This window comes from Sphingobacteriaceae bacterium GW460-11-11-14-LB5 (genome assembly GCA_002151545.1).
In the GTDB taxonomy this organism is placed as follows: domain Bacteria; phylum Bacteroidota; class Bacteroidia; order Sphingobacteriales; family Sphingobacteriaceae; genus Pedobacter.
Genome location: CP021237.1, coordinates 5,178,924 through 5,197,667, shown reverse-complemented (window position 1 = coordinate 5,197,667; position 18,744 = coordinate 5,178,924). Strand labels below are relative to the sequence as shown.

14 protein-coding genes and 1 riboswitch are annotated in these 18,744 nt (G+C 39.2%); of the genes, 8 read left to right on the top strand and 6 right to left on the bottom strand.

Annotated features, from left to right (window positions below):
- Positions 1-27 precede the first annotated feature (27 nt).
- Positions 28-235: riboswitch (cobalamin riboswitch) on the bottom strand.
- 126 nt (positions 236-361) lie between these two features.
- Both CA265_21090 and CA265_21085 read left to right on the top strand, forming a co-directional pair.
- Positions 362-3,070: a peptidase gene (locus CA265_21090; protein ARS42015.1), complete on the top strand. Its 2,709-nt coding sequence runs from the start codon at positions 362-364 to the stop codon at positions 3,068-3,070.
- 196 nt (positions 3,071-3,266) lie between these two features.
- Entirely contained in the window at positions 3,267-3,983 is a 717-nt protein-coding gene (locus tag CA265_21085; protein ARS42014.1) for a disulfide bond formation protein DsbA, read from the top strand.
- 298 nt (positions 3,984-4,281) lie between these two features.
- Here CA265_21085 and CA265_21080 read toward each other — a convergent pair whose 3' ends face one another.
- The 3 genes from CA265_21080 to CA265_21070 all read right to left on the bottom strand — a co-directional run bounded on the left by CA265_21080 (position 4,282) and on the right by CA265_21070 (position 9,069).
- The gene (locus CA265_21080) at positions 4,282-4,503 is read right to left on the bottom strand and encodes a hypothetical protein (GenBank protein ID ARS42013.1); all 222 of its coding nucleotides are present in this window, start codon (positions 4,501-4,503) and stop codon (positions 4,282-4,284) included.
- Positions 4,504-5,640 (bottom strand): ATPase, encoded by a 1,137-nt coding sequence (locus tag CA265_21075; GenBank protein ARS42012.1) that lies wholly within the window; start codon positions 5,638-5,640, stop codon positions 4,504-4,506. It lies immediately after the preceding gene.
- A gap of 90 nt (positions 5,641-5,730) precedes the next feature.
- On the bottom strand, positions 5,731-9,069 hold the full coding sequence (locus tag CA265_21070; protein ARS42011.1) for a transcription-repair coupling factor: 3,339 nt from the start codon (positions 9,067-9,069) through the stop codon (positions 5,731-5,733).
- A gap of 230 nt (positions 9,070-9,299) precedes the next feature.
- On the opposite strand from CA265_21070, the gene CA265_21065 reads away from it, so the two are divergent.
- From CA265_21065 to CA265_21040, 6 genes are all read left to right on the top strand, one after another.
- Positions 9,300-9,602, top strand: coding sequence for a hypothetical protein (locus CA265_21065; protein ID ARS42010.1), 303 nt, complete (start codon positions 9,300-9,302; stop codon positions 9,600-9,602).
- A 5-nt stretch (positions 9,603-9,607) separates the two neighbouring features.
- A complete protein-coding gene (locus CA265_21060; GenBank protein ARS42009.1) occupies positions 9,608-9,976 on the top strand; it encodes a hypothetical protein in 369 nt (122 codons plus the stop codon).
- Positions 9,977-10,195: 219 nt separating this feature from the next.
- Positions 10,196-11,515, top strand: coding sequence for a hypothetical protein (locus CA265_21055; protein ARS42008.1), 1,320 nt, complete (start codon positions 10,196-10,198; stop codon positions 11,513-11,515).
- Positions 11,516-11,610: 95 nt separating this feature from the next.
- Positions 11,611-12,708, top strand: coding sequence for a Nif3-like dinuclear metal center hexameric protein (locus CA265_21050; protein ID ARS42007.1), 1,098 nt, complete (start codon positions 11,611-11,613; stop codon positions 12,706-12,708).
- Complete coding sequence (locus CA265_21045) at positions 12,708-13,451, top strand: hypothetical protein (protein ID ARS42006.1); 744 nt, start codon at positions 12,708-12,710, stop codon at positions 13,449-13,451. Before CA265_21050 ends, CA265_21045 begins: the two co-directional genes overlap by 1 nt.
- Positions 13,452-13,620: 169 nt before the next feature.
- Complete coding sequence (locus tag CA265_21040; GenBank protein ID ARS42005.1) at positions 13,621-15,108, top strand: hypothetical protein; 1,488 nt, start codon at positions 13,621-13,623, stop codon at positions 15,106-15,108.
- Here the strand turns inward: CA265_21040 and CA265_21035 are convergent.
- From CA265_21035 to CA265_21025, 3 genes are all read right to left on the bottom strand, one after another.
- Positions 15,105-16,181 carry a 3-oxoacyl-ACP synthase gene (locus CA265_21035; GenBank protein ARS42004.1) on the bottom strand — a complete coding sequence of 359 codons (1,077 nt, stop codon included), beginning with the start codon at positions 16,179-16,181 and terminating at the stop codon, positions 15,105-15,107. The two genes, CA265_21040 and CA265_21035, sit on opposite strands and share 4 nt — an antisense overlap.
- Before the next feature lie 78 nt (positions 16,182-16,259).
- Entirely contained in the window at positions 16,260-16,913 is a 654-nt protein-coding gene (locus CA265_21030) for a hypothetical protein (protein ARS42003.1), read from the bottom strand.
- Entirely contained in the window at positions 16,913-18,742 is a 1,830-nt protein-coding gene (locus tag CA265_21025; GenBank protein ARS42002.1) for a histidine kinase, read from the bottom strand. The genes CA265_21030 and CA265_21025 overlap by 1 nt, the downstream gene beginning before the upstream one ends.
- Positions 18,743-18,744 lie beyond the last annotated feature (2 nt).

Genomic DNA, 18,744 nt, shown 5'->3' with positions numbered 1-18,744 from the left:
CTGACCAATTACTTTATAACGCGAAAGCACCGTCAATTCAATATAGGCAGGTCTCCTGGCTTATTCCCGATCTTATCGCCTTCCCATACCGGTAAACGGCACAGTGGCATGAATGATAAGACCGTTGTCTTTTAAATAAAGACAGAATTTACAGTTGCGCGACAGCTCGTGATTTGCACACGATTCCCTATTAATCCCGGGTGTAATTCCGGGAACCTGTATCGGTTGATGAAAAATAAAGTTAAGAACTTACATCAGGGCAAATGTATGGATTAGGATTTAAAACTTGTAACAAATTTACAGCAAGCCGTTTTTGGAGCTTATTCTCTATTATATTTGATTACCTAACTAAACCCTTATTATGATAAAAATCTACTTTAAAAGGCTTTGTATTGCTTTTTTAATGGTAAATAGCTGTGCGGTGCTGGCACAGGAAGTACCAACGCCAAAGGCGCATTTTGGTTTTGATATCGGCGACGATTACCAACTGGCCAATTATACCCAAACTGAAGCTTACTTTAAGAAACTCGCGGCAAGTTCTGACCGCATTAAACTGGTTGATATCGGTAAAACCGAAGAAGGCAGAAGCCAGTATATGCTGATTGTTTCTTCACCGGAAAACCTGAAGAAATTAGACCGTTATAAGGAAATTTCGCAACAACTGGCGCATGCTGAAATTACACCTGAGCAGGCAAAAGCATTAGCCCAGGAAGGCAAAGCGGTAGTGTGGATAGATGGTGGCTTGCATGCAAACGAGGTAGTGGGTGCACATCAGCTAATCGAAACCGCTTATGAGTTTGCCTCCAGAAAGGATCCTGAAACCCTTCGTATTTTGGATAATGTAATCATCTTGTTTACCCATGCCAATCCTGATGGGCAAGAACTGGTGAGCAATTGGTATATGCGAGAGAAAGATCCCAAGAAAAGAACAACCTCAGGCTTGCCTGTTTTGTATGAAAAATATGCAGGGCACGACAACAACCGCGATTTCTTTATGCTCAACCTTAAAGAAACGCAGAATATTGGACGCCAGCTTTTTGTTGAATGGATCCCGCAGATTATGTATAACCACCATCAGGCTGGTCCGGCGGGAACCGTTGTGGCAGGTCCACCCTACCGCGACCCGTTCAATTATGTTTTCGACCCAACCCTGTTAACCAGTTTAGATGCTGTTGGTGCGGCCATGCACAATAGGATGAACGTAGAAAACAAACCTGGTTATACCCAGCGAGGGGGATCTGTTTATTCTACCTGGTACAATGGTGGACTAAGAACCACCACCTATTTTCATAACATGATTGGGCTGTTAACTGAAATTATCGGGAACCCTACACCTGCTGAAATTCCACTAGTTCCTTCGAGATTATTGCCGAACGGCGATTCACCAAACCCAATTACCCCAAGGAAATGGTACTTTAAAAACTCGATCGATTATTCGGTATCGTTAAATTATGCCGTTTTAAATTATGCACAACGTTACCGCGATGAATTGCTGTTTAATATTTACCAGATGGGCAGAAATTCTATTGAGCGGGGTAAGAAAGATACCTGGTCTTTTTCTCCAAAAAAAATAGAGGCCATTAATAATGCTGCTAAAGGCGAAAAAGGTGCTTCGGTTGCTGGGGGCGATACCGATTTTGGTGCAAGACGGCAAATTAGCATGAAAGCTTTTGATACCGTAATGAAAGCACCGGTAAACAGAGATCCACGGGGATATATTTTATCAGCCGATCAGCCAGACTTCAATTCTGCTGTTAAGTTTTTAAATGCTTTGATCAGGACAGGTATTGTAGTTCAAAAAGCGACGGCTCCGTTTACTGTTGCCGGCAAAAATTATCCTGCCGGAAGTTATGTGGTTAAAACCGATCAGGCGTTTCGTCCACATGTTTTGGATATGTTCGAGCCTCAGGATCATCCGAACGATTTTAAATACGAGGGAGGTGCACCAATTCCACCATATGATGCTGCAGGATGGACCCTGGCTTATTTAATGGATGTGAAGTTCGATCGGATTCTCAACGATTTTTCAGGGCCGTTTGAGAGAAATCCTTATGGTGCTTTATTGAAATTTGAGCATAAATTGCCAAATGGATCGGGTTATGTATTGAGTGCGGCGCAAAACGATTCTTATACTGCAGTAAACGACTTATTGAAAAACAAAGTTGAGGTGTATCGTTCGACGGAGAATGGCGATTTTTATGTTTCATCGGCAGGGAAATCCATATTGGAAAAAGCGAATATCAAATTAAAAAGCGCAGCTGTACCAAAAGATAAAATTAAAATTTCTGCTGGAAGAATTGCCCTTTGGGACACCTATGGAGGTTCTATGGCTTCGGGTTGGGTGCGCTTTTTAATGGAGCAATACCATTATAACGCAACAGTAATTTATCCACAGGATATTGATGCGGGCAATTTAAAATCTAAATACGATGTAATTGTTTTTGTGGGCGGAGCAATACCTGCTGTTCAGGGCGGAGGGTTTGGAAACAGATCTTTCGGACCAAAAGCAGAAGAAATCCCTCAGGAGTTTAGAAATCGTTTGGGTAGGATTACGGCAGATAAATCGATCCCTGAATTAAAGAAATTTTTAGAAGCCGGTGGGAATATTGTAACCATTGGTAGTAGTACCAATTTAGCCTATCATTTAAACCTCCCTGTTCGAAATGCAATGGTCGAAATTGTAAATGGAGAGGAAAAGCGGTTACCTGCTGAAAAATATTATGTTCCGGGAAGTGTTTTAAACGTTGGTGTTGATAATACTTTACCAACCAATTGGGGCATGGAAAAAGAAGCAGATGTATACTTCGACAATAGTCCTGTTTTTAAACTCACTGGCGATGCTATGGTAGCCGGAAAGATTAAACCTTTAATGTGGTTCGAAAATGCGACACCATTACGCAGCGGCTGGGCCTGGGGCCAGGCTTACCTGCAGGACGGGGTAACCGCTTTTGAAGCTAAGGTTGGTAAAGGCAAATTGCTTGCTTTCGGGCCAGAAATTGCTTTCAGGGCACAAACGCATGGCACTTTTAAACTGATATTTAACCAGTTGTACAAATCATCCGATCTATAATTACTCGAATTTGTCAGGTTGAGCTTCCCGAAGAATCGGGACAAGTAGTCGAAACGCGAAAAAACGCATTTATGGCGGTTCTTCGACAGGCTCAGGATGTCAATTCTATAATAATATCAAAGCCACTATCCTGAACGATAGTGGCTTTTTACTTTGTCCTTACTATGGGCAAGTATAATCACCTTAATTTTGTGTTATGAAAGTAGAAATCTGGTCGGACGTAATGTGTCCGTTTTGCTATATCGGGAAAAGACATTTTGAACAGGCGATAGAAAAATTGCCGTTCAAAAATGAAATTGAAGTGGATTGGAAAAGTTATCAGCTCAACCCTGAATACCATAATACCAATAATGAAACGGTATACGATTACCTTTCGCGAAGCAAAGGAATGCCTGTTGAACAAGCCAAACAAATGACCAAACAAGTGGTTGATATGGCTGCAAATGCCGGTTTAACCATCGATTTTGATACCAATATCCCTGCAAATACCTTTAATGCACACCGTTTGATCCATTTGGCCGCAAAACATAAGCTTCAGGATTTAGCCGAAGAGAAACTGTTTGAAGCTCATTTTGTAAACAGCAAAAATATCGGCGAAACCGATGTTTTGGTTGATCTTGCAGTAGAAATTGGCTTGGATCGCACAGAGGCAGAAGAAGTTTTAAAGGGAGATCAATTTGCCGAGGCTGTTCGCTATGATATTTATGAAAGTCAGAATTTAGGGATCCGCGGTGTACCTTATTTTGTAATGGACCGCAAGTACGGCGTTTCGGGTGCCCAACCTGTTCAGGCTTTTACCGATGCACTTACCCAAAGTTTTACGGAGTGGAAAGAAGCTCAACCCAAAACAACACTGACTTCATTAAACAAAAATGATGATGCGGTTTGTGATGAGAATGGTTGTGCGATATAGATTTGTTTCCCGCAGATTACGCTGATCGCCGCAAATTTTTTGCGAAAGCCATTTTGATCTGCGGTTTTTACAGATTAGTCGTCATCTCGACTGCAGCGTAGCGCAATGGAGAGATCTATTCAAAACGGTCGTCTTTCCCGCGCAGGCGGGAATCTTAATGCAACCTGCGACCCTACTAAGGCATTACGATTCCCAATCAAGTTGGGAATGACGATTCCTCTATATCTGCCACTATCACTTTTTGGTTTGGGAAGACAATAGCCCGGAATAAATGTTCGCATTAACCTATCATTCTTAACTATCGATTTTGATTCTTCAATGGTGTTAACAGATACTCTAATCCATTCACCCGTATTTCGAACATGGTAGCCATTAAATCGCCCAATTTTCCTTTCGGGAAGCCTTTGTCTTTATACCAAAGCAAATAACTTTCAGGGATATTGCAGATCAGATAACCTTTATATTTTCCATAAGGCATTTGCATCTTCACTAAATCGAGCAATAAGGCGGGGTCTAACATTTATAATATAAAGTCTAAATAATTCTCTTTGTTAATTACAGAAAATGTGGCTTCTGGGTAATTTTTGGCAAAAAAGCCTGGTATTTTTTTCTTTTGGTTCCCCCATTTAAAATCGGCAGCTAAAATTTCTCCGTTTTTTACTTCTATTAGGTCAATTTCCTGCTGGTCATAGGTTCTCCAAAAGTAGTAAGTGGCATTGTGTTGTTCGTATTCCATTTTTTTTATACGCTCACTAAAACAATAATTTTCCCATAAAAGCCCTTGGTCGTTCCGGAGTGCAATTAACCTGAAATCATTAACTATTGCATTGCGGATGCCATTATCATGGAAGTACCATTTTGAAGATTTTGTAATTTCTTTACGTAAGTTATTGCTATATCCACCAACTTTATAGATGATGAAAACCTTTGAAAGTAAATCGAGATAACGGTCAACAGTATTTTTACTGATGCCCAGGTTGCGCGAAATCTCATCTATAGAAACTTCTGAGCCCACTTGGTAGGCGATAAGTTTTAATAATTCTAATAATTTAGCGCTATTCTGAATATTCTCATACATCAGAATATCCTTTAACAAGTATGATTTAACCAGCTCTGTTAAATATTGTGCTTTTTCTGTTATTGAATTTAAATGGAATAACTCTGGGTACGAACCAAAAATTAAACGTTCTTCCAGGTTTTGCGCGGTTTGTAAAGCATTTTCCTGCTTATTCAATTCAACCTGTGCTATTGGATAAAGATAATAGGTTAAACTTCTTCCCGTTAGCGGCTCGCCTGTTTGGTTAGAAAGATCAAAAGTAGACGATCCGCTTGCAATAATCGTAAGGTCTTTAAAGGTATCGATAAGCAATTTCAATACTTTACCGATTTCTGGTATAACCTGAGCTTCATCAATAATGAGTAATTTGGCATCTCCCAGAACTCTTTTATAGTTAGCCGCAGTAAGGGTAGATAGTAATACCTGTACATCCTGATCTTCTCCATTTAAAGAAAGATGGTTGATGTTGGCATCTTTAATAATGCTTTCCACTAGCCAGGTTTTGCCTACTCTCCTTGTCCCGAAAATTAATATGACCTTATTTTTCCCAATTTTATTGAGGATAATAGGCTTCAAAGATCTAATAATTTGACTTTCCATTAAGCCAAATGTAGTAAAAAACGTTAATTCAGTCAATAGACTGACTCAATTAACGTTAATTCAGTCAACCGACTGACTCAATTAATGTTTTTAATCAATCAATTCTAAAGTTTCAATCGCTTCCTCAACGGTACTTATATTATCGAAGGCTATTCTTAAAGTGTTTTTTACCTCTTTTAAATTACACATCCTAGGGTGATTTTGAGCAAAGGTTAAAATCCTGGTGAAAGTATTCGAGTCGAAATAAGCCGATTGTTTATCACTTAAGAAATAACCGCGCAAACTATTTTTCTTGAAACTGATTTTCTCGAAGCCCAATTTTTTACCCAGCCACTGCAGGCGTACCACGCTCAGCATGGTTTTCACCTGTGAAGGAACCGGTCCGAAACGATCGGCCAGATGTTTTTCAAAAATGGCCAGTTCGGCCTCGTTATCGAGTTTAGAAAGTTCGGTATATAAATTGTAACGCTCGGTAATATTGGTGATGTAAGCATCAGGAATATATAGTTCCAAGTCGGTATCTACTTGTGTAAAACCTACAAACGGACGCGCAGGCTCATTTTCGAAGAGGCCTTTAAATTCAGCTTCTTTTAATTCCTGGATGGCTTCGTCCAAAATTTTGTGGTACATCTCAAAACCGATTTCGGCAATGAAACCGCTCTGTTCGGCGCCCAATAAATTTCCACTTCCACGGATATCCAAATCGCGCATGGCTACGTTAAAACCACTTCCCAGATCAGAAAACTCTTCAATAGCGCTTAAGCGCTTTCGGGCTTCAGAAGTTAAAGTAGATAATGGTGGCGAAAGCAAATAACAGAAGGCTTTCTTGTTGCTCCGGCCTACCCTGCCACGCATTTGGTGCAGATCGCTCAAACCAAACATATGTGCATGGTTAATGATAATGGTATTGGCATTTGGGATATCTAAACCAGCTTCGATAATCGTGGTAGCCACTAAAACATCTTTTTCTCCATTAATAAAATCGAGCATTACATCTTCCAGTTGATCGCCATCTAGCTGACCGTGGGCTATACCTATCCTTGCTTTTGGGACCAGTTTCTGGATTAACCCTCCCAACTGCATCAGGTCGTTTACGCGGTTGTGGATAAAGAAAACCTGCCCGCCACGATCCAATTCGAATTGAACGGCTTCCTGGATCAGCTTATCGTTAAAAACATGTAATTCCGTACTCACCGGTTGGCGGTTAGGTGGTGGTGTACTGATGATGGATAAATCCCTTGCACCCATTAAAGAAAAATGTAGCGTTCTCGGAATCGGCGTAGCCGTAAGTGTTAAAGTATCGACATTTACACGTACCGCTTTTAATCTTTCTTTTGCGGTAACACCAAATTTTTGCTCTTCATCAATAATCATGATGCCGAGATCTTTAAACTTCACGTCCTTGCTCAGCAAACGGTGTGTGCCGATTAAAATGTCAACCTTACCGGCGGCGGCTTCAGCGAGTGTGTCTTTAATCTGCTTACTGGTTTTAAAACGGTTAATGTAATCAACCGTAACCGGAAAATCTTTTAAGCGCGAAGAGAAGGTTTTAAAATGCTGTAAAGCCAGAATAGTGGTAGGCACCAGAATAGCGGCCTGTTTACCTTCTGCCACCGCTTTAAATGCTGCACGCACGGCGATCTCTGTTTTTCCAAAGCCTACATCACCACACACTAAACGATCCATTGGGTGTGGCGATTCCATATCTTTTTTTACATCCTGGGTAGCCTTTAACTGATCGGGGGTGTCTTCGTAAATAAAAGAAGCCTCCAGTTCGGTCTGTAAATAGCTATCTGGTGAAAATGCCGTTCCGGCCTGGGTTTTGCGCAAAGCGTATAACTTGATCAGGTCCCGAGCGATATCTTTAACTTTTTTTTTAGTGGTTTTTTTTAGCTTGTCCCAGGCATCGGTCCCCAGTTTATTCATCTTGGGCACACCACTTTCTTTGCCACTGTATTTGGCGATGCGGTTTAAGGAGTTGATGTTTACATAAAGCAGGTCGTTATCTGCATAAATTAAACGGATCATTTCCTGGGTTTTGCCATTTACCTCTACTTTTTCCAATCCGGCGTATTTGCCAATCCCGTGATCGATGTGGGTAACATAATCTCCGGATTTTAGTTCGCGAAGATCTTTCAGGGTAATGGCCTGACTTTTCTGATAACCCTTTTTAAGTTTATATTTATAATAACGGTCGAAAATCTGGTGATCGGTATAAAATGCCGTTTGGATCTGCGGATCTACAAAACCCTCGCGCAGCATACTATTGATTGGCGTAAACTTGGCGGTTTTATCGATATCCTCTAAAATGGCATATAAACGCTCAATCTGTTTTGGCGAATCAGTAAAAATAAAATTAACAATGCCTTCTTTTTCGTTTTCCTTAAGGTTATGGATCAGGAGATTGAAATCTTTATTAAACGATGGCTGCGGCTTGGTTTCAAACTCAAAACGGTCGTCGGTTTTATAAAAAAACTGCTTGCCGAATTCGATAATCGGAAAATCCTGAAGATGATCACCCAATAATTTTTCGTCAGTAAAGGCGAATTTAGGATCAATCCATTCGGGATTTTGGTTTTTATCTGCCGCTGGAAGGGCTTTCCACAGCTCAACCGCTTTTTTAAAACCCGCTTTAATAATATCGAGCGTAAACTCTACATCCTTAAACCAAAGCTGTGTATCCTGATCAATGTAATCGAGAATGCTGATGTTGCTTTCGGTTAAAAACTTGGCCTGTACGTTGGGTACAATGGTTAACGATTTAACATCTTCAACCGACAACTGGCTTTCTATTTCAAAACTTCTGATACTTTCTACCTCATCGCCAAAAAACTCAATACGGTAGGGTAAATCAGAAGAAAAAGAAAATATATCTACAATACCACCACGGATAGAAAACTGCCCTGGTTCATAAACAAAGTCTCTTCTGTCGAAATCGTAATCAATCAAAAATTCATTGATAAAATCGATGCCCAATTTAGCACCTAAACTAATTTCTAACGTGTTTTTTTCTAAAGCAGACCGGTCAATTACCTTTTCGGCAATGGCTTCGGGGTAAGAAACTACAATTTTTCCGTATTCCGAATCGTGGTTCAGCTCATTCAATACCTCTGCCCGGGCCAGCACATTTGCGGTATCTACCTGGGTAAAATCGAAAGATTTGCGGTAAGAGGAGGGGAACAATAAAACCTGCTTATCCAATACGCTTTCAAGGTCGGATTGAAAATAAGCGGCCTCTTCCCTGTCGGGCAAAACGAACAGGATGGGCTTATGTAACAGGAAATAAGAAGAAAGTGCAACGATAGCGTCAGCCGAACCCACCAATCCCTTTAATTGTATTTTTGGGTTTTTGCTGCTGTTCAACGCTTTGGTAAATTGAGTTACCCTATCGTCGGTTTTGTATCGGTTTATTAAATCGCGGATGTTCAAGGCACAAAAATAAGCTTATCTTTTAATATTAACCCGCAATTTGTGTAAAGGTTTTTTTAACTATTTTTGGCCGGGTTGCAGGTGAAAATCAAAAAAGGAAAAGAAATAAGATCTTATTCTTAGATTCCATTACTCGTTTTGTCGAAATATATCCCCCTTTCGTCGATTAGGGGCAAATTGATGTAACAAAGGGTGCACTATAGCCTCTAAACTATATAAAAAGTGAAACAATGAAGTACATCAAAAGCTTTCCACTAGAACTTTTTTTCTGGGTAGCGGCTTTAGTATTACTGGCAACAGCGAATAGCCACGAGCATCACTTTACACTTTGTCCTTTGGCCAATTTAGGTTTTAAAGACTGGTGTCCGGGATGTGGTATAGGCAGGTCAATCAGCCATATTTTACATGGCGAGTTTACCGAAAGCTTTTCCGAACATTGGTTTGGGTTTCCGGCACTTTTGATTATCGTTTATAGAATTTACACATTGATAAAAAATAAAAATAAGTTTAAAATTTCAACCACAAATACATAGAAACCATGGATATATATCAATCACCGCTAATGTCGTTACCAGGCATAACGCCAGAAGAATTTTCATACTTACAGCAGGCCACCACTGGATTAACCGAGCAGCAGTTGCGTAACTTCCTAATGGTTTACAGCAGCAAAAGGAAAAATCCATCAGATATGCTTATATTCTGTTTAATCGGTTTATTTGCTGTTCCAGGATTGCAAAGGTTTATCATCGGGCAGATTGGGATGGGTATTTTATACCTGGTAACCGCAGGTTTATGTTTTATCGGATCGATTATCGATGTGGTAAACCACAAAACCCTGGCTTTTGAACACAACCAGAAAATGGTTTTCGAAAGCTTACAGATGGTAAGAATGGGCGGTTTTCAGTAAGCCTATCATTTTTTTACGGTTAATATTTTTTGGAAAGCCAAGACAGCATAATTTTTAATGTTCGTCCCACCATACACGACAAGTCCGTCCCGATTTTAGATCGGGACGGACTTGTTAATCCTAACAACTTTTTTGAGCAAATATCCAAATACTATATATCATTAAGCTTTTTTGTTTTCTCTTTAAATATTTTAATATTTACATGATAAAGAACGCTCTATGTTAAAAAAAAATAGTCTATTGATTTTGCTAACGCTCGCATTTGTATCATGTAAGAAGCAAATTCCCAATACAATTGATCCAGATGATAAAACAAAGCCCATCATTAAAATTGATACAAATATTTTATCTGGCTATTGGATAGGGGTTAAAAATCCTAATACATCAAAAGCTATATATTTTGATGCAAATCATTCAGGTTTGGCGCTTTGGAATGGGACTGCGGGAGATGCATTAATTAATTGGCGTTTTTCCAATGACTCGACTTTACAATCGCTCGGTGGTTTGTTTCCGCTTAAGAAATTAACTCGTGATTCTCTTGTCTTTGAAGTGGATAAAAAAATATCCAGGTATTTTCGAGTGGCTACGCCTAGTACTCCATACTTAATCTCAACAATTATTCCAAGTATGGAGTATTCCCCTAATTCTTTAACATCAGATTCAGAGGGGAATATTTATATAACACAAACATTTGGGATTTTGAAAGTTTTAAAAAACACTTCTAATAGTTCTAGGTGGGTTGACGATATTTTAAATCCTTTGGGTTTAGCAATAGACCCTTCCGGAGATCTTTTATACTGTGCCGGAAGCTATTTAAAAAAAGTCGATAAATTATCAAAAGCCGTTACAACTTTAATGAGCCCTGGGAAGCCAGTTATAGACAATGTTCCATATAAAGAGTCATCTCTGGGCAATCCAAAGGAAATAGCTGTTGATCATGAAGGAAATATTTATGTAGTAGACGAAGCAAGGGTGAGGATGATCGAAAAAAAGACAGGGATGATTAAAACAATAATTGGGGCTAAGGATTACACAGGACAAAAATTTAATCCCTCACCTATTTCGGCTTTAGATATCTGGCTTGCCCCAACAAAACTATCCGTGGATAAGGATGCTAATCTCTACATATGCGATGGAATTAATAACTGCATATGGAAATACAACTTGGATGGAAAAATCAGAGTAATAGCTGGGGATGGAAAACAAGGTTATTCTGGAGATGGGGATATAGGTACAAATGCGCAATTAAATTATCCCAGTGGAGTCGCTGTTGATGATTTAGGGAACGTGTTTATTTCTGACATTGGAAATGCTGTCATCAGAAAGCTATCATCAAGCGATAATAAAATTAGTACTATTGCTGGGTATGGAAAGCAGACTGGCCATGGTCCAGACTATTATAATGCCAGAATTTCTGGTTTGGGAGGACTTGGTTCTCTAGCTGCAAAAGCTAATGGTGATATTATTTTCATACAAAATGGTGGGTTGTTATTTGGTGCCGGACCAAAAAAAATTAGAAAACTTACGCTAAATAATTAAAGGAGAATTCATAATACAACAAATGGCTCTTGAATTATATAGAAAACAAAGTCTAACAATAAATAGGAAAAATACATTATCTATATATTTATCAAATGAAATTAGCCGAAATAACGAACTATTTAGAAAGCATCGCACCACTTAATTATCAGGAAGATTATGACAACTCTGGTTTAATTGTTGGCGATCCGAATATGGAAATCCGCGGTGCTTTGGTCGCTTTAGATTGTGTAGAAAAGATTGTAGACGAGGCGATTTCGACAGGCTGCAACCTGATTATTACACACCATCCAATTGTTTTTAAAGGTTTAAAAAAGCTCAACGGTAAAAATTATGTGGAACGGGTAGTGCTTAAAGCCATTAGAAATAATATTGCGCTTTATGCCATCCATACCAATCTTGATAGTATCCATACCGGCGTAAATGCGAGGATTTGTGAGCGTTTAGGCTTAACAGGTACCAAAGTACTTTCACCTAAAACAGGTCTTTTGAAAAAACTGGTTACCTATTGTCCGCAGGCCCAGGCAGAGCAATTGCGGTCTGCATTGTTTTATGCGGGTGCAGGCAATATTGGCAACTATAGCGAATGCAGTTTCAATGCCGATGGTTTTGGTACATTTAAGGGTAACGAAGATTCAGACCCTTTTGTGGGTGAAAGAGGAATTCGTCATCGCGAGGCAGAAGTGCGGATTGAAATGGTTTACCCTACACAAGCCGAACGCAAAATTCTGGTTGCACTGTTCGAAAACCATCCTTATGAAGAAGTCGCTTACGATATTTACAAACTCGAAAATAAACACCAGCTGGTGGGCTCGGGTATGGTGGGCTGGCTGGAGTATGATATGGATGCCTATGATTTTTTACACCTGGTAAAAGACAGGATGCAGGCCAAAGTGGTTAGGCATACCGAGGTAATTGGTAAAAGAATCAAAAAAGTGGCCGTTTGTGGTGGCTCAGGAAGCTTCCTTTTAAAAGAGGCCATTGCTGCGGGGGCGGATGCTTTTATCACTGCCGATTTTAAATATCACGAGTTTTTTGATGCAGAGGAAAAACTGATCATTGCCGACATCGGACACTTTGAAACTGAACAATTTACCTCAAATTTATTGCTTGAAATTATTCAGAAAAAATTTACTAACTTTGCAATCCGTTTAACGGAGCAAAATACAAACCCCATAAATTACTTGTTTTAATGGAACAAACCGTAGAACAAAAGCTAAAAGCTTTATACGAATTACAAAATATCCACACCAAAATTGATAAGATCCGCCAGGTACGTGGTGAATTACCAATGGAAGTAGCCGATCTTGAGGATGACGTTTTAGGATTAGAAACTAGAATTGCAAAAATCAAAGGCGAACTTGATGATCTTGAGGATTCAATCGTAACCCGTAAAAATACAATTAAAGATGCGCAAGCAGCCATCAAAAGATACGATACTCAATTAAAAGAAGTTAAAAACAACCGTGAATACGATGCTTTAACGAAAGAAATTGAGATTCAAGGTTTAGATATCCAAGTTTCTGAAAAGAAAATTAAAGAACATGGTTTCGAAATCACTTCTAAAACTGAAATCTACGAAGCAGCTAAAGCAGAGTTAGATGGCAGAAAGAAAGATTTAGACATTAAAAAAGGTGAACTTGATGTAATTACTGCTGAAACTGAAAAAGAAGAGCAAGATTTACAAAAGAAAGCAGATAAAGCGGAGCCTCAGATCGAAGAACGTTTATTGGTTGCCTACAAACGTTTACGCAAAAATGCGGTAAATGGTTTAGCAGTCGTAACAATCGATCGCGATTCTTGCTCAGGTTGTTTTAACCAGATTCCACCTCAACGTCAGTTAGATATTCGTCAGCGTAAAAAAATTATCGTTTGCGAGCACTGTGGTCGTATTTTGGTTGATGAAGCTTTAACTCACGAAGTAGCAGAAGCCTAATCAATAGCTTAAAATTTTTAAAACGTCCCGATTTAATCGGGACGTTTTTGTTTTGGCCTATTTTTGTTTACGCAAAACAAGAGTACGATTTTAGCGTTTAATGTAGATATTTGTTTAAATGTGAATTACTGTTGCTATAGCGCAGGATCAAACTGAAATATAATCCCGAATGACTAAAATCTTCCCTGTTTTTGCGTTTTCTGCTCTTCTCCTGTTACCGACATCTTTATTTGCAAATTTCGACTTTAACAACAATTGCCTAAATGCGTATAAAAGTATATTCGAACTTAAATTAGGCAATGCGAGAGCTTATATCTCCACAGAGAAAAAACAACACCCCAATAATTCCATTATTCCGCTTTTAGAAAACTATGTAGATTATTTTACGGTTTTAACTTCTGAGAGCAAAGCTGATTTTGACCGCCTGAAAGGCAACAAGTCTACACGCTTAGATCAGATAAGTGATGATGATAAAAGTTCGCCCTATTACCTGTATGCGCAGGCAGAAATTAATTTACAATGGGCGCTCATCCGTGGGCGTTTTGGTGAATATTTCAACGCAGCTATGGAAGTTAAGAAAGCAAACAGTCTTTTGCAGGAGAACAATAAAAAGTTTCCGAACTTTCACCTGAACTTAAAGGGGCTGGGGCTGATTAATGCGGTTCTGGGAAATCTTCCGGATGGCGCTTTAAAAACAGCTTTATCTACTTTTGGAATTAAGGGAAACCTTCAGAACGGATTAAATATGTTCGAAAAGCTGGCTGATAACCTACCTAAATCTTCCTACGAACCTTTTTACGAGGAAGTGGTGTTTTATTATGCCTATGTATTAACCGATGTGGCACATAGCCCGCAGGCCTATGCCAAAACCATAAAATATACCGATCGAATTGCCGATACCAGTTTACTGAAAAGTTATTTGCAGAGTTATGTGTGCATTAAAAACGGGCATAGCGAAGAAGCCATTGCTATTTTAGCCAAACGGCCTGAAGGCGGCGTCTATCAGCCTTTTCCCTACTTAGATTATCTGGAAGGAATAGCGCACCTGAATAAACTCGACCTTAACTCGGCAACCTATTTTAACCGATTTTTGCAGGCCACCAGGGGCGTTAATTTTGTGAAGGACGCTTATCTTCATTTGGGCTGGATCTCGCTTCTGAAAGGAGATAAGGCGGCTTATGCGGCATTTGCAGCCAAGGCAGTTAAAAACGGATATACTTACATGGAAAAGGACAAGCAGGCAAAAGCGGAAGCTACCGCAGGAACGCCAACCATTGACCTGTTAAAAGCCCGGCTGTTGTTTGATGGTGGCTATTTAAGCAGGGCCTTGCAGATACTTGATGATAAAAAAGCGGCTGATTATACCAACGATAAGGATAAAACGGAACTGAACTACCGTTTGGGTAGGATTTATGACGATTTAGGGAAGGACGATCAGGCGTTAGCAGCCTACCAGCAAACCATTAATGAAGGTAAAAATCTAAAATATTATTTCGCTGCAAATGCAGCGGTACAGATGGGAAAGGTTTACGAGAGAAGGAAAAATAACGTAAAAGCGAAAGAGGCTTTCAATACAGCCATTGCCATGAAAAATCATGAATTTGAAAGCAGTATTGAAAGCCAGGCTAAGGCCGGATTAAAACGGTTAGCGAATTAGAAGCGGTGTATAAAAGCATTAATGTGCATCCCTGCTCCTACTGAAGCAAAAACAGCTACATCGCCAGCCTTAACTTTATAGCCTTTAACTTCGCCTTTTAATACCAGGTCTAATAAGGTTGGCACAGTGGCAACCGAACTGTTTCCTAACCATGAAATCGTCATTGGAACCAAATTTTCAGGCACCGTATCTTTACCATAAAGTTTGAACAAACGTTTCATGATAGCGGTATCCATTTTGCCGTTGGCCTGGTGAACGAATACAATATTTACATCTTCAACACTCAAACCCGCTTTATCAATGGCTTTTTTAATTACCTGGGGTACCTGGATTACCGCAAATTCGTACAGCTTACGCCCATTCATTTTCAGGTAAAAGTTTCCGCTGGTCTCATCGGGATGAGATCCTTTACCCATGGTGAGTAAATTACCATGATTAACGGCGTGTGTTTCTGTTTTATGTGCTAATATTCCTCTTTTTTCTGCTGATTCTTCTGCTTCGAAAATTACCGCTCCGGCACCATCCGAAAAAATCATGCTATCACGGTCATGCGGATCGATAATACGGCTTAAGGTTTCTGCACCAATCACCATAACACGTTTTGCATCGCCGCTTTTAATATAATAATCTGCCTGTATTGCACCCTGAACCCAACCCGGGCAACCAAAAATGATGTCGTAGGCAACGCAGTCTGGATTCTCAATTCCTAACTGTTGTTTCACCTTTGAAGCTAAAGACGGCAAAATATCAATGCGGTTGCTACCCAAAGGGATATCACCAAAATTATGGCAGAATATAATATAGTCTAAAGTTTCTTTATCAATACCTGCATTTTCAATGGCTTTTTCTGCAGCTTTTGCGCCGATATGATTGCTTAACTGCTCGGGGCAGGCGTAGCGTCTTTCTACGATTTCCGTAATTTCAGAGAATTTGTCAATGATCTCTGCATTCTCTTTCTCCAATCGGTTACCATTCTCAAAAAACGTAGAATTTAAGAATTCACGACCAGAAATAATATTCTGTGGGATATAACTTCCAGTGCCGGTAATTACCGTATTTATTGCTCTGCTCATAATTATAATACCGCATACTAAAACGGTATGTAGTATAAAAATATCAATTATATTCGGTAATCGAAAATAAATTTAATTTTAACGAAACTTATTTTCAAGCGCAAACTTTAATAATCCAGCTTTTCCGGTTACGTTTAGCTTCTGTACCATATTTTTACGGTGTGTATCAACCGTGTTTAAAGCTATAAATAATTTTTGGGCAATTTGTTGTGACGAATAGTCTTCGCTTATTAATTTCAGAATTTCCATTTCCCTTGCAGTTAAATTGTGGCTTTTTTGGAAATGATCGCCATCGTTAAATGCCGATGATGCCTGAGCATCAGGTTTTATTTTCTGGAAATATTTTTCTCCTTGCTGTATACCCCTTATAATTTTAAATAATGTTTCGGCATTGGTATCTTTTTGAATAAAGGCCATTACCCCAATGCCTTCGAGCTTTACCGCTAGCTTTTCAGTGTAATACATCGATAAGACCATTATTTTAACAGCAGGGAATAATTGTCTGATTTTTTCAGCAGCAATTTCGCCATCTAAAACCGGCATGTTCAGGTCAAGAATTAAAATATCAGGTACCTGGTTGTTCAGGAGATGTAAAACCTCTTTTCCGTTCGATGCCATCCCGATTATTTTAAAATTGGGCTGTTCAGAGAGAATGGCCGATAAGCCTTCGGCAAACAGTTTATGATCATCAGCGATCATCAACGTGGTGGGTTTCTGTTGAATCGTGTCCATTATTTTAGCGGAATATCAATAGTTGTTGTGGTACCGTTTTGATTACTGTCGACATGGATTTTGCCGTTAAGGTAATTTACCCTCGATAGGATATTTTGCATCCCTAAACCCTTTTTGTCTTTATCGGGATTAAAACCAATGCCATTATCTTCGGCCATAATGCTAATTCTTTCGTCGAAAGATAAAATCTGTATGGTTGCCTTTGAAGCAAAAGAATGCCTAATGATATTGTTTACCAGTTCGTTAACAATCCGGTATATGGTAATTTCCATTCCGCTTTCAATAGGGTGTTCAACCTGGAAAACAAATTCGAATGCAATTTTACCAGAGTGGTTCAGGGTTCTGAAATGCTCATTCAAGGTTTCAATCAGACCATATTGCTCAAAGTTTTTCGGCATTAAATTGTGCGATATTTCCCTTAAATCGGCGCATGCCTTTTCAATCATGCCAATGGTCTGGTCATAAAATACGCGGTCATTTTCAGTAAGTTTTAAAACTTTGTGCTGAAAAGCGGTGATATTCAGTTTTATTATGGAAAGTGTGCCGCCGAGGTCATCATGAAGATCGCGGGCCAAACGCGTGCGTTCATCTTCCTGCGCATTAAAAATACCATCTGCGAGGTCTACCTGATGTTTGCTTTTTTCTTCCAAAAGGATTTCTTTTTCTTTTTTTAGAAAGTTATAACGTTGTGTTAAAGCAAATGAAAGGAAAATGATTTCGGCGGTTAAACCCACCACTAAGCCATTTGGCTTTAATAGGTTAAAGTTGGTAAGCCCTAAGGTGTTAAAAACATAGTTAAAAACCCCAAATAATAACATTACAGTTGCAATAAAATAATACCAGCCCAACTTATAACCTGCCCTTATCCTTTCCACTACACAGATAATAATAATGATTACCGTAAGGAGCGCAAGAAAATTGTTAATGTAAAAAACCGTTTTCTCTAAGAGAATAAATGATTTGAACAGCATAAATACCGGAATGATGGACATGGCCCAGCAAAACTTTTTATAATAGTTGGTAAAGCGGTATAATCGGCTATTGGTGCTGTTTTGGTTAACAAACAGCTGCATCACCTGGATTAACAGGCCACAGCTTAGTGATGCCATTATTAAGCGCATATAATCCTGGAGACCTGGTAAATTTGGATAGAACCATTGAAAGGCCAGTCCCTCCTCTTCCAGGATAAAAATTAGGGTGCAAAAAATGTAAATGGCATAATACAGGTGGATATTATCTCTAACAGAAGCAAACAACAACAGGTTAAAAATCACAGCAAAAACAAAAATGCCCGTGTAGAAACCAAACAGCGTGTGCTGCGGAATTTCCGCCTGAATAATATCAACATCGCGTCCGATTGATATTGGCATGTACATGTTCTGTCCTCGTTTATCGGCCCACAAATAAAAAGTGGCTTTTTCATGCGGTAAAAGAACCATTGGATAAATAAAACTTCTGTTGCGATAAGGGCGTTGCTTAAAAGGAAAATGATCGCCTGTTAAGCCTAAGGGATAAATCTTTCCCTGCTGATCTACTTTAAATAGCTGGAGCTGGTTAATGCTTGAGCTCTGCTCCTTAAACATGAGGTGCACCGATTGATTTAAGGTATTTTCGATATCAAAAGCAACCCAGTAATAAGATTGGGTGTAACCTTTACTAAAAACTTTTCCTGGTGTTAATGGCAAGAGTTTACCGGCCTGTTTATATTTTATAATAGAATCGATACTGAGGTTTAAATTTTTATCCTCATAAAAATAGCCATGTTTGCTAATATTGAATTTTTTAGCCGTATCGATTAAAATTGGGTTGCCCTGTTGTGCAAAGCACATGC

Bases quoted from the DNA above. Each gene is read 5' to 3' on its own strand.
- CA265_21090 (ARS42015.1), top strand. From the start codon at position 362: ATGATAAAAATCTACTTTAAAAGGCTTTGTATTGCTTTTTTAATGGTA.
- CA265_21065 (ARS42010.1), top strand. From the start codon at position 9,300: ATGAAGTACATCAAAAGCTTTCCACTAGAACTTTTTTTCTGGGTAGCG.
- CA265_21060 (ARS42009.1), top strand. From the start codon at position 9,608: ATGGATATATATCAATCACCGCTAATGTCGTTACCAGGCATAACGCCA.
- CA265_21040 (ARS42005.1), top strand. From the start codon at position 13,621: ATGACTAAAATCTTCCCTGTTTTTGCGTTTTCTGCTCTTCTCCTGTTA.
- CA265_21085 (ARS42014.1), top strand. From the start codon at position 3,267: ATGAAAGTAGAAATCTGGTCGGACGTAATGTGTCCGTTTTGCTATATC.
- CA265_21055 (ARS42008.1), top strand. From the start codon at position 10,196: ATGTTAAAAAAAAATAGTCTATTGATTTTGCTAACGCTCGCATTTGTA.
- CA265_21050 (ARS42007.1), top strand. From the start codon at position 11,611: ATGAAATTAGCCGAAATAACGAACTATTTAGAAAGCATCGCACCACTT.
- CA265_21030 (ARS42003.1), bottom strand. From the start codon at position 16,913: ATGGACACGATTCAACAGAAACCCACCACGTTGATGATCGCTGATGAT.
- CA265_21075 (ARS42012.1), bottom strand. From the start codon at position 5,640: ATGGAAAGTCAAATTATTAGATCTTTGAAGCCTATTATCCTCAATAAA.
- CA265_21025 (ARS42002.1), bottom strand. From the start codon at position 18,742: ATGTGCTTTGCACAACAGGGCAACCCAATTTTAATCGATACGGCTAAA.
- CA265_21035 (ARS42004.1), bottom strand. From the start codon at position 16,181: ATGAGCAGAGCAATAAATACGGTAATTACCGGCACTGGAAGTTATATC.
- CA265_21045 (ARS42006.1), top strand. From the start codon at position 12,708: ATGGAACAAACCGTAGAACAAAAGCTAAAAGCTTTATACGAATTACAA.
- CA265_21080 (ARS42013.1), bottom strand. From the start codon at position 4,503: ATGTTAGACCCCGCCTTATTGCTCGATTTAGTGAAGATGCAAATGCCT.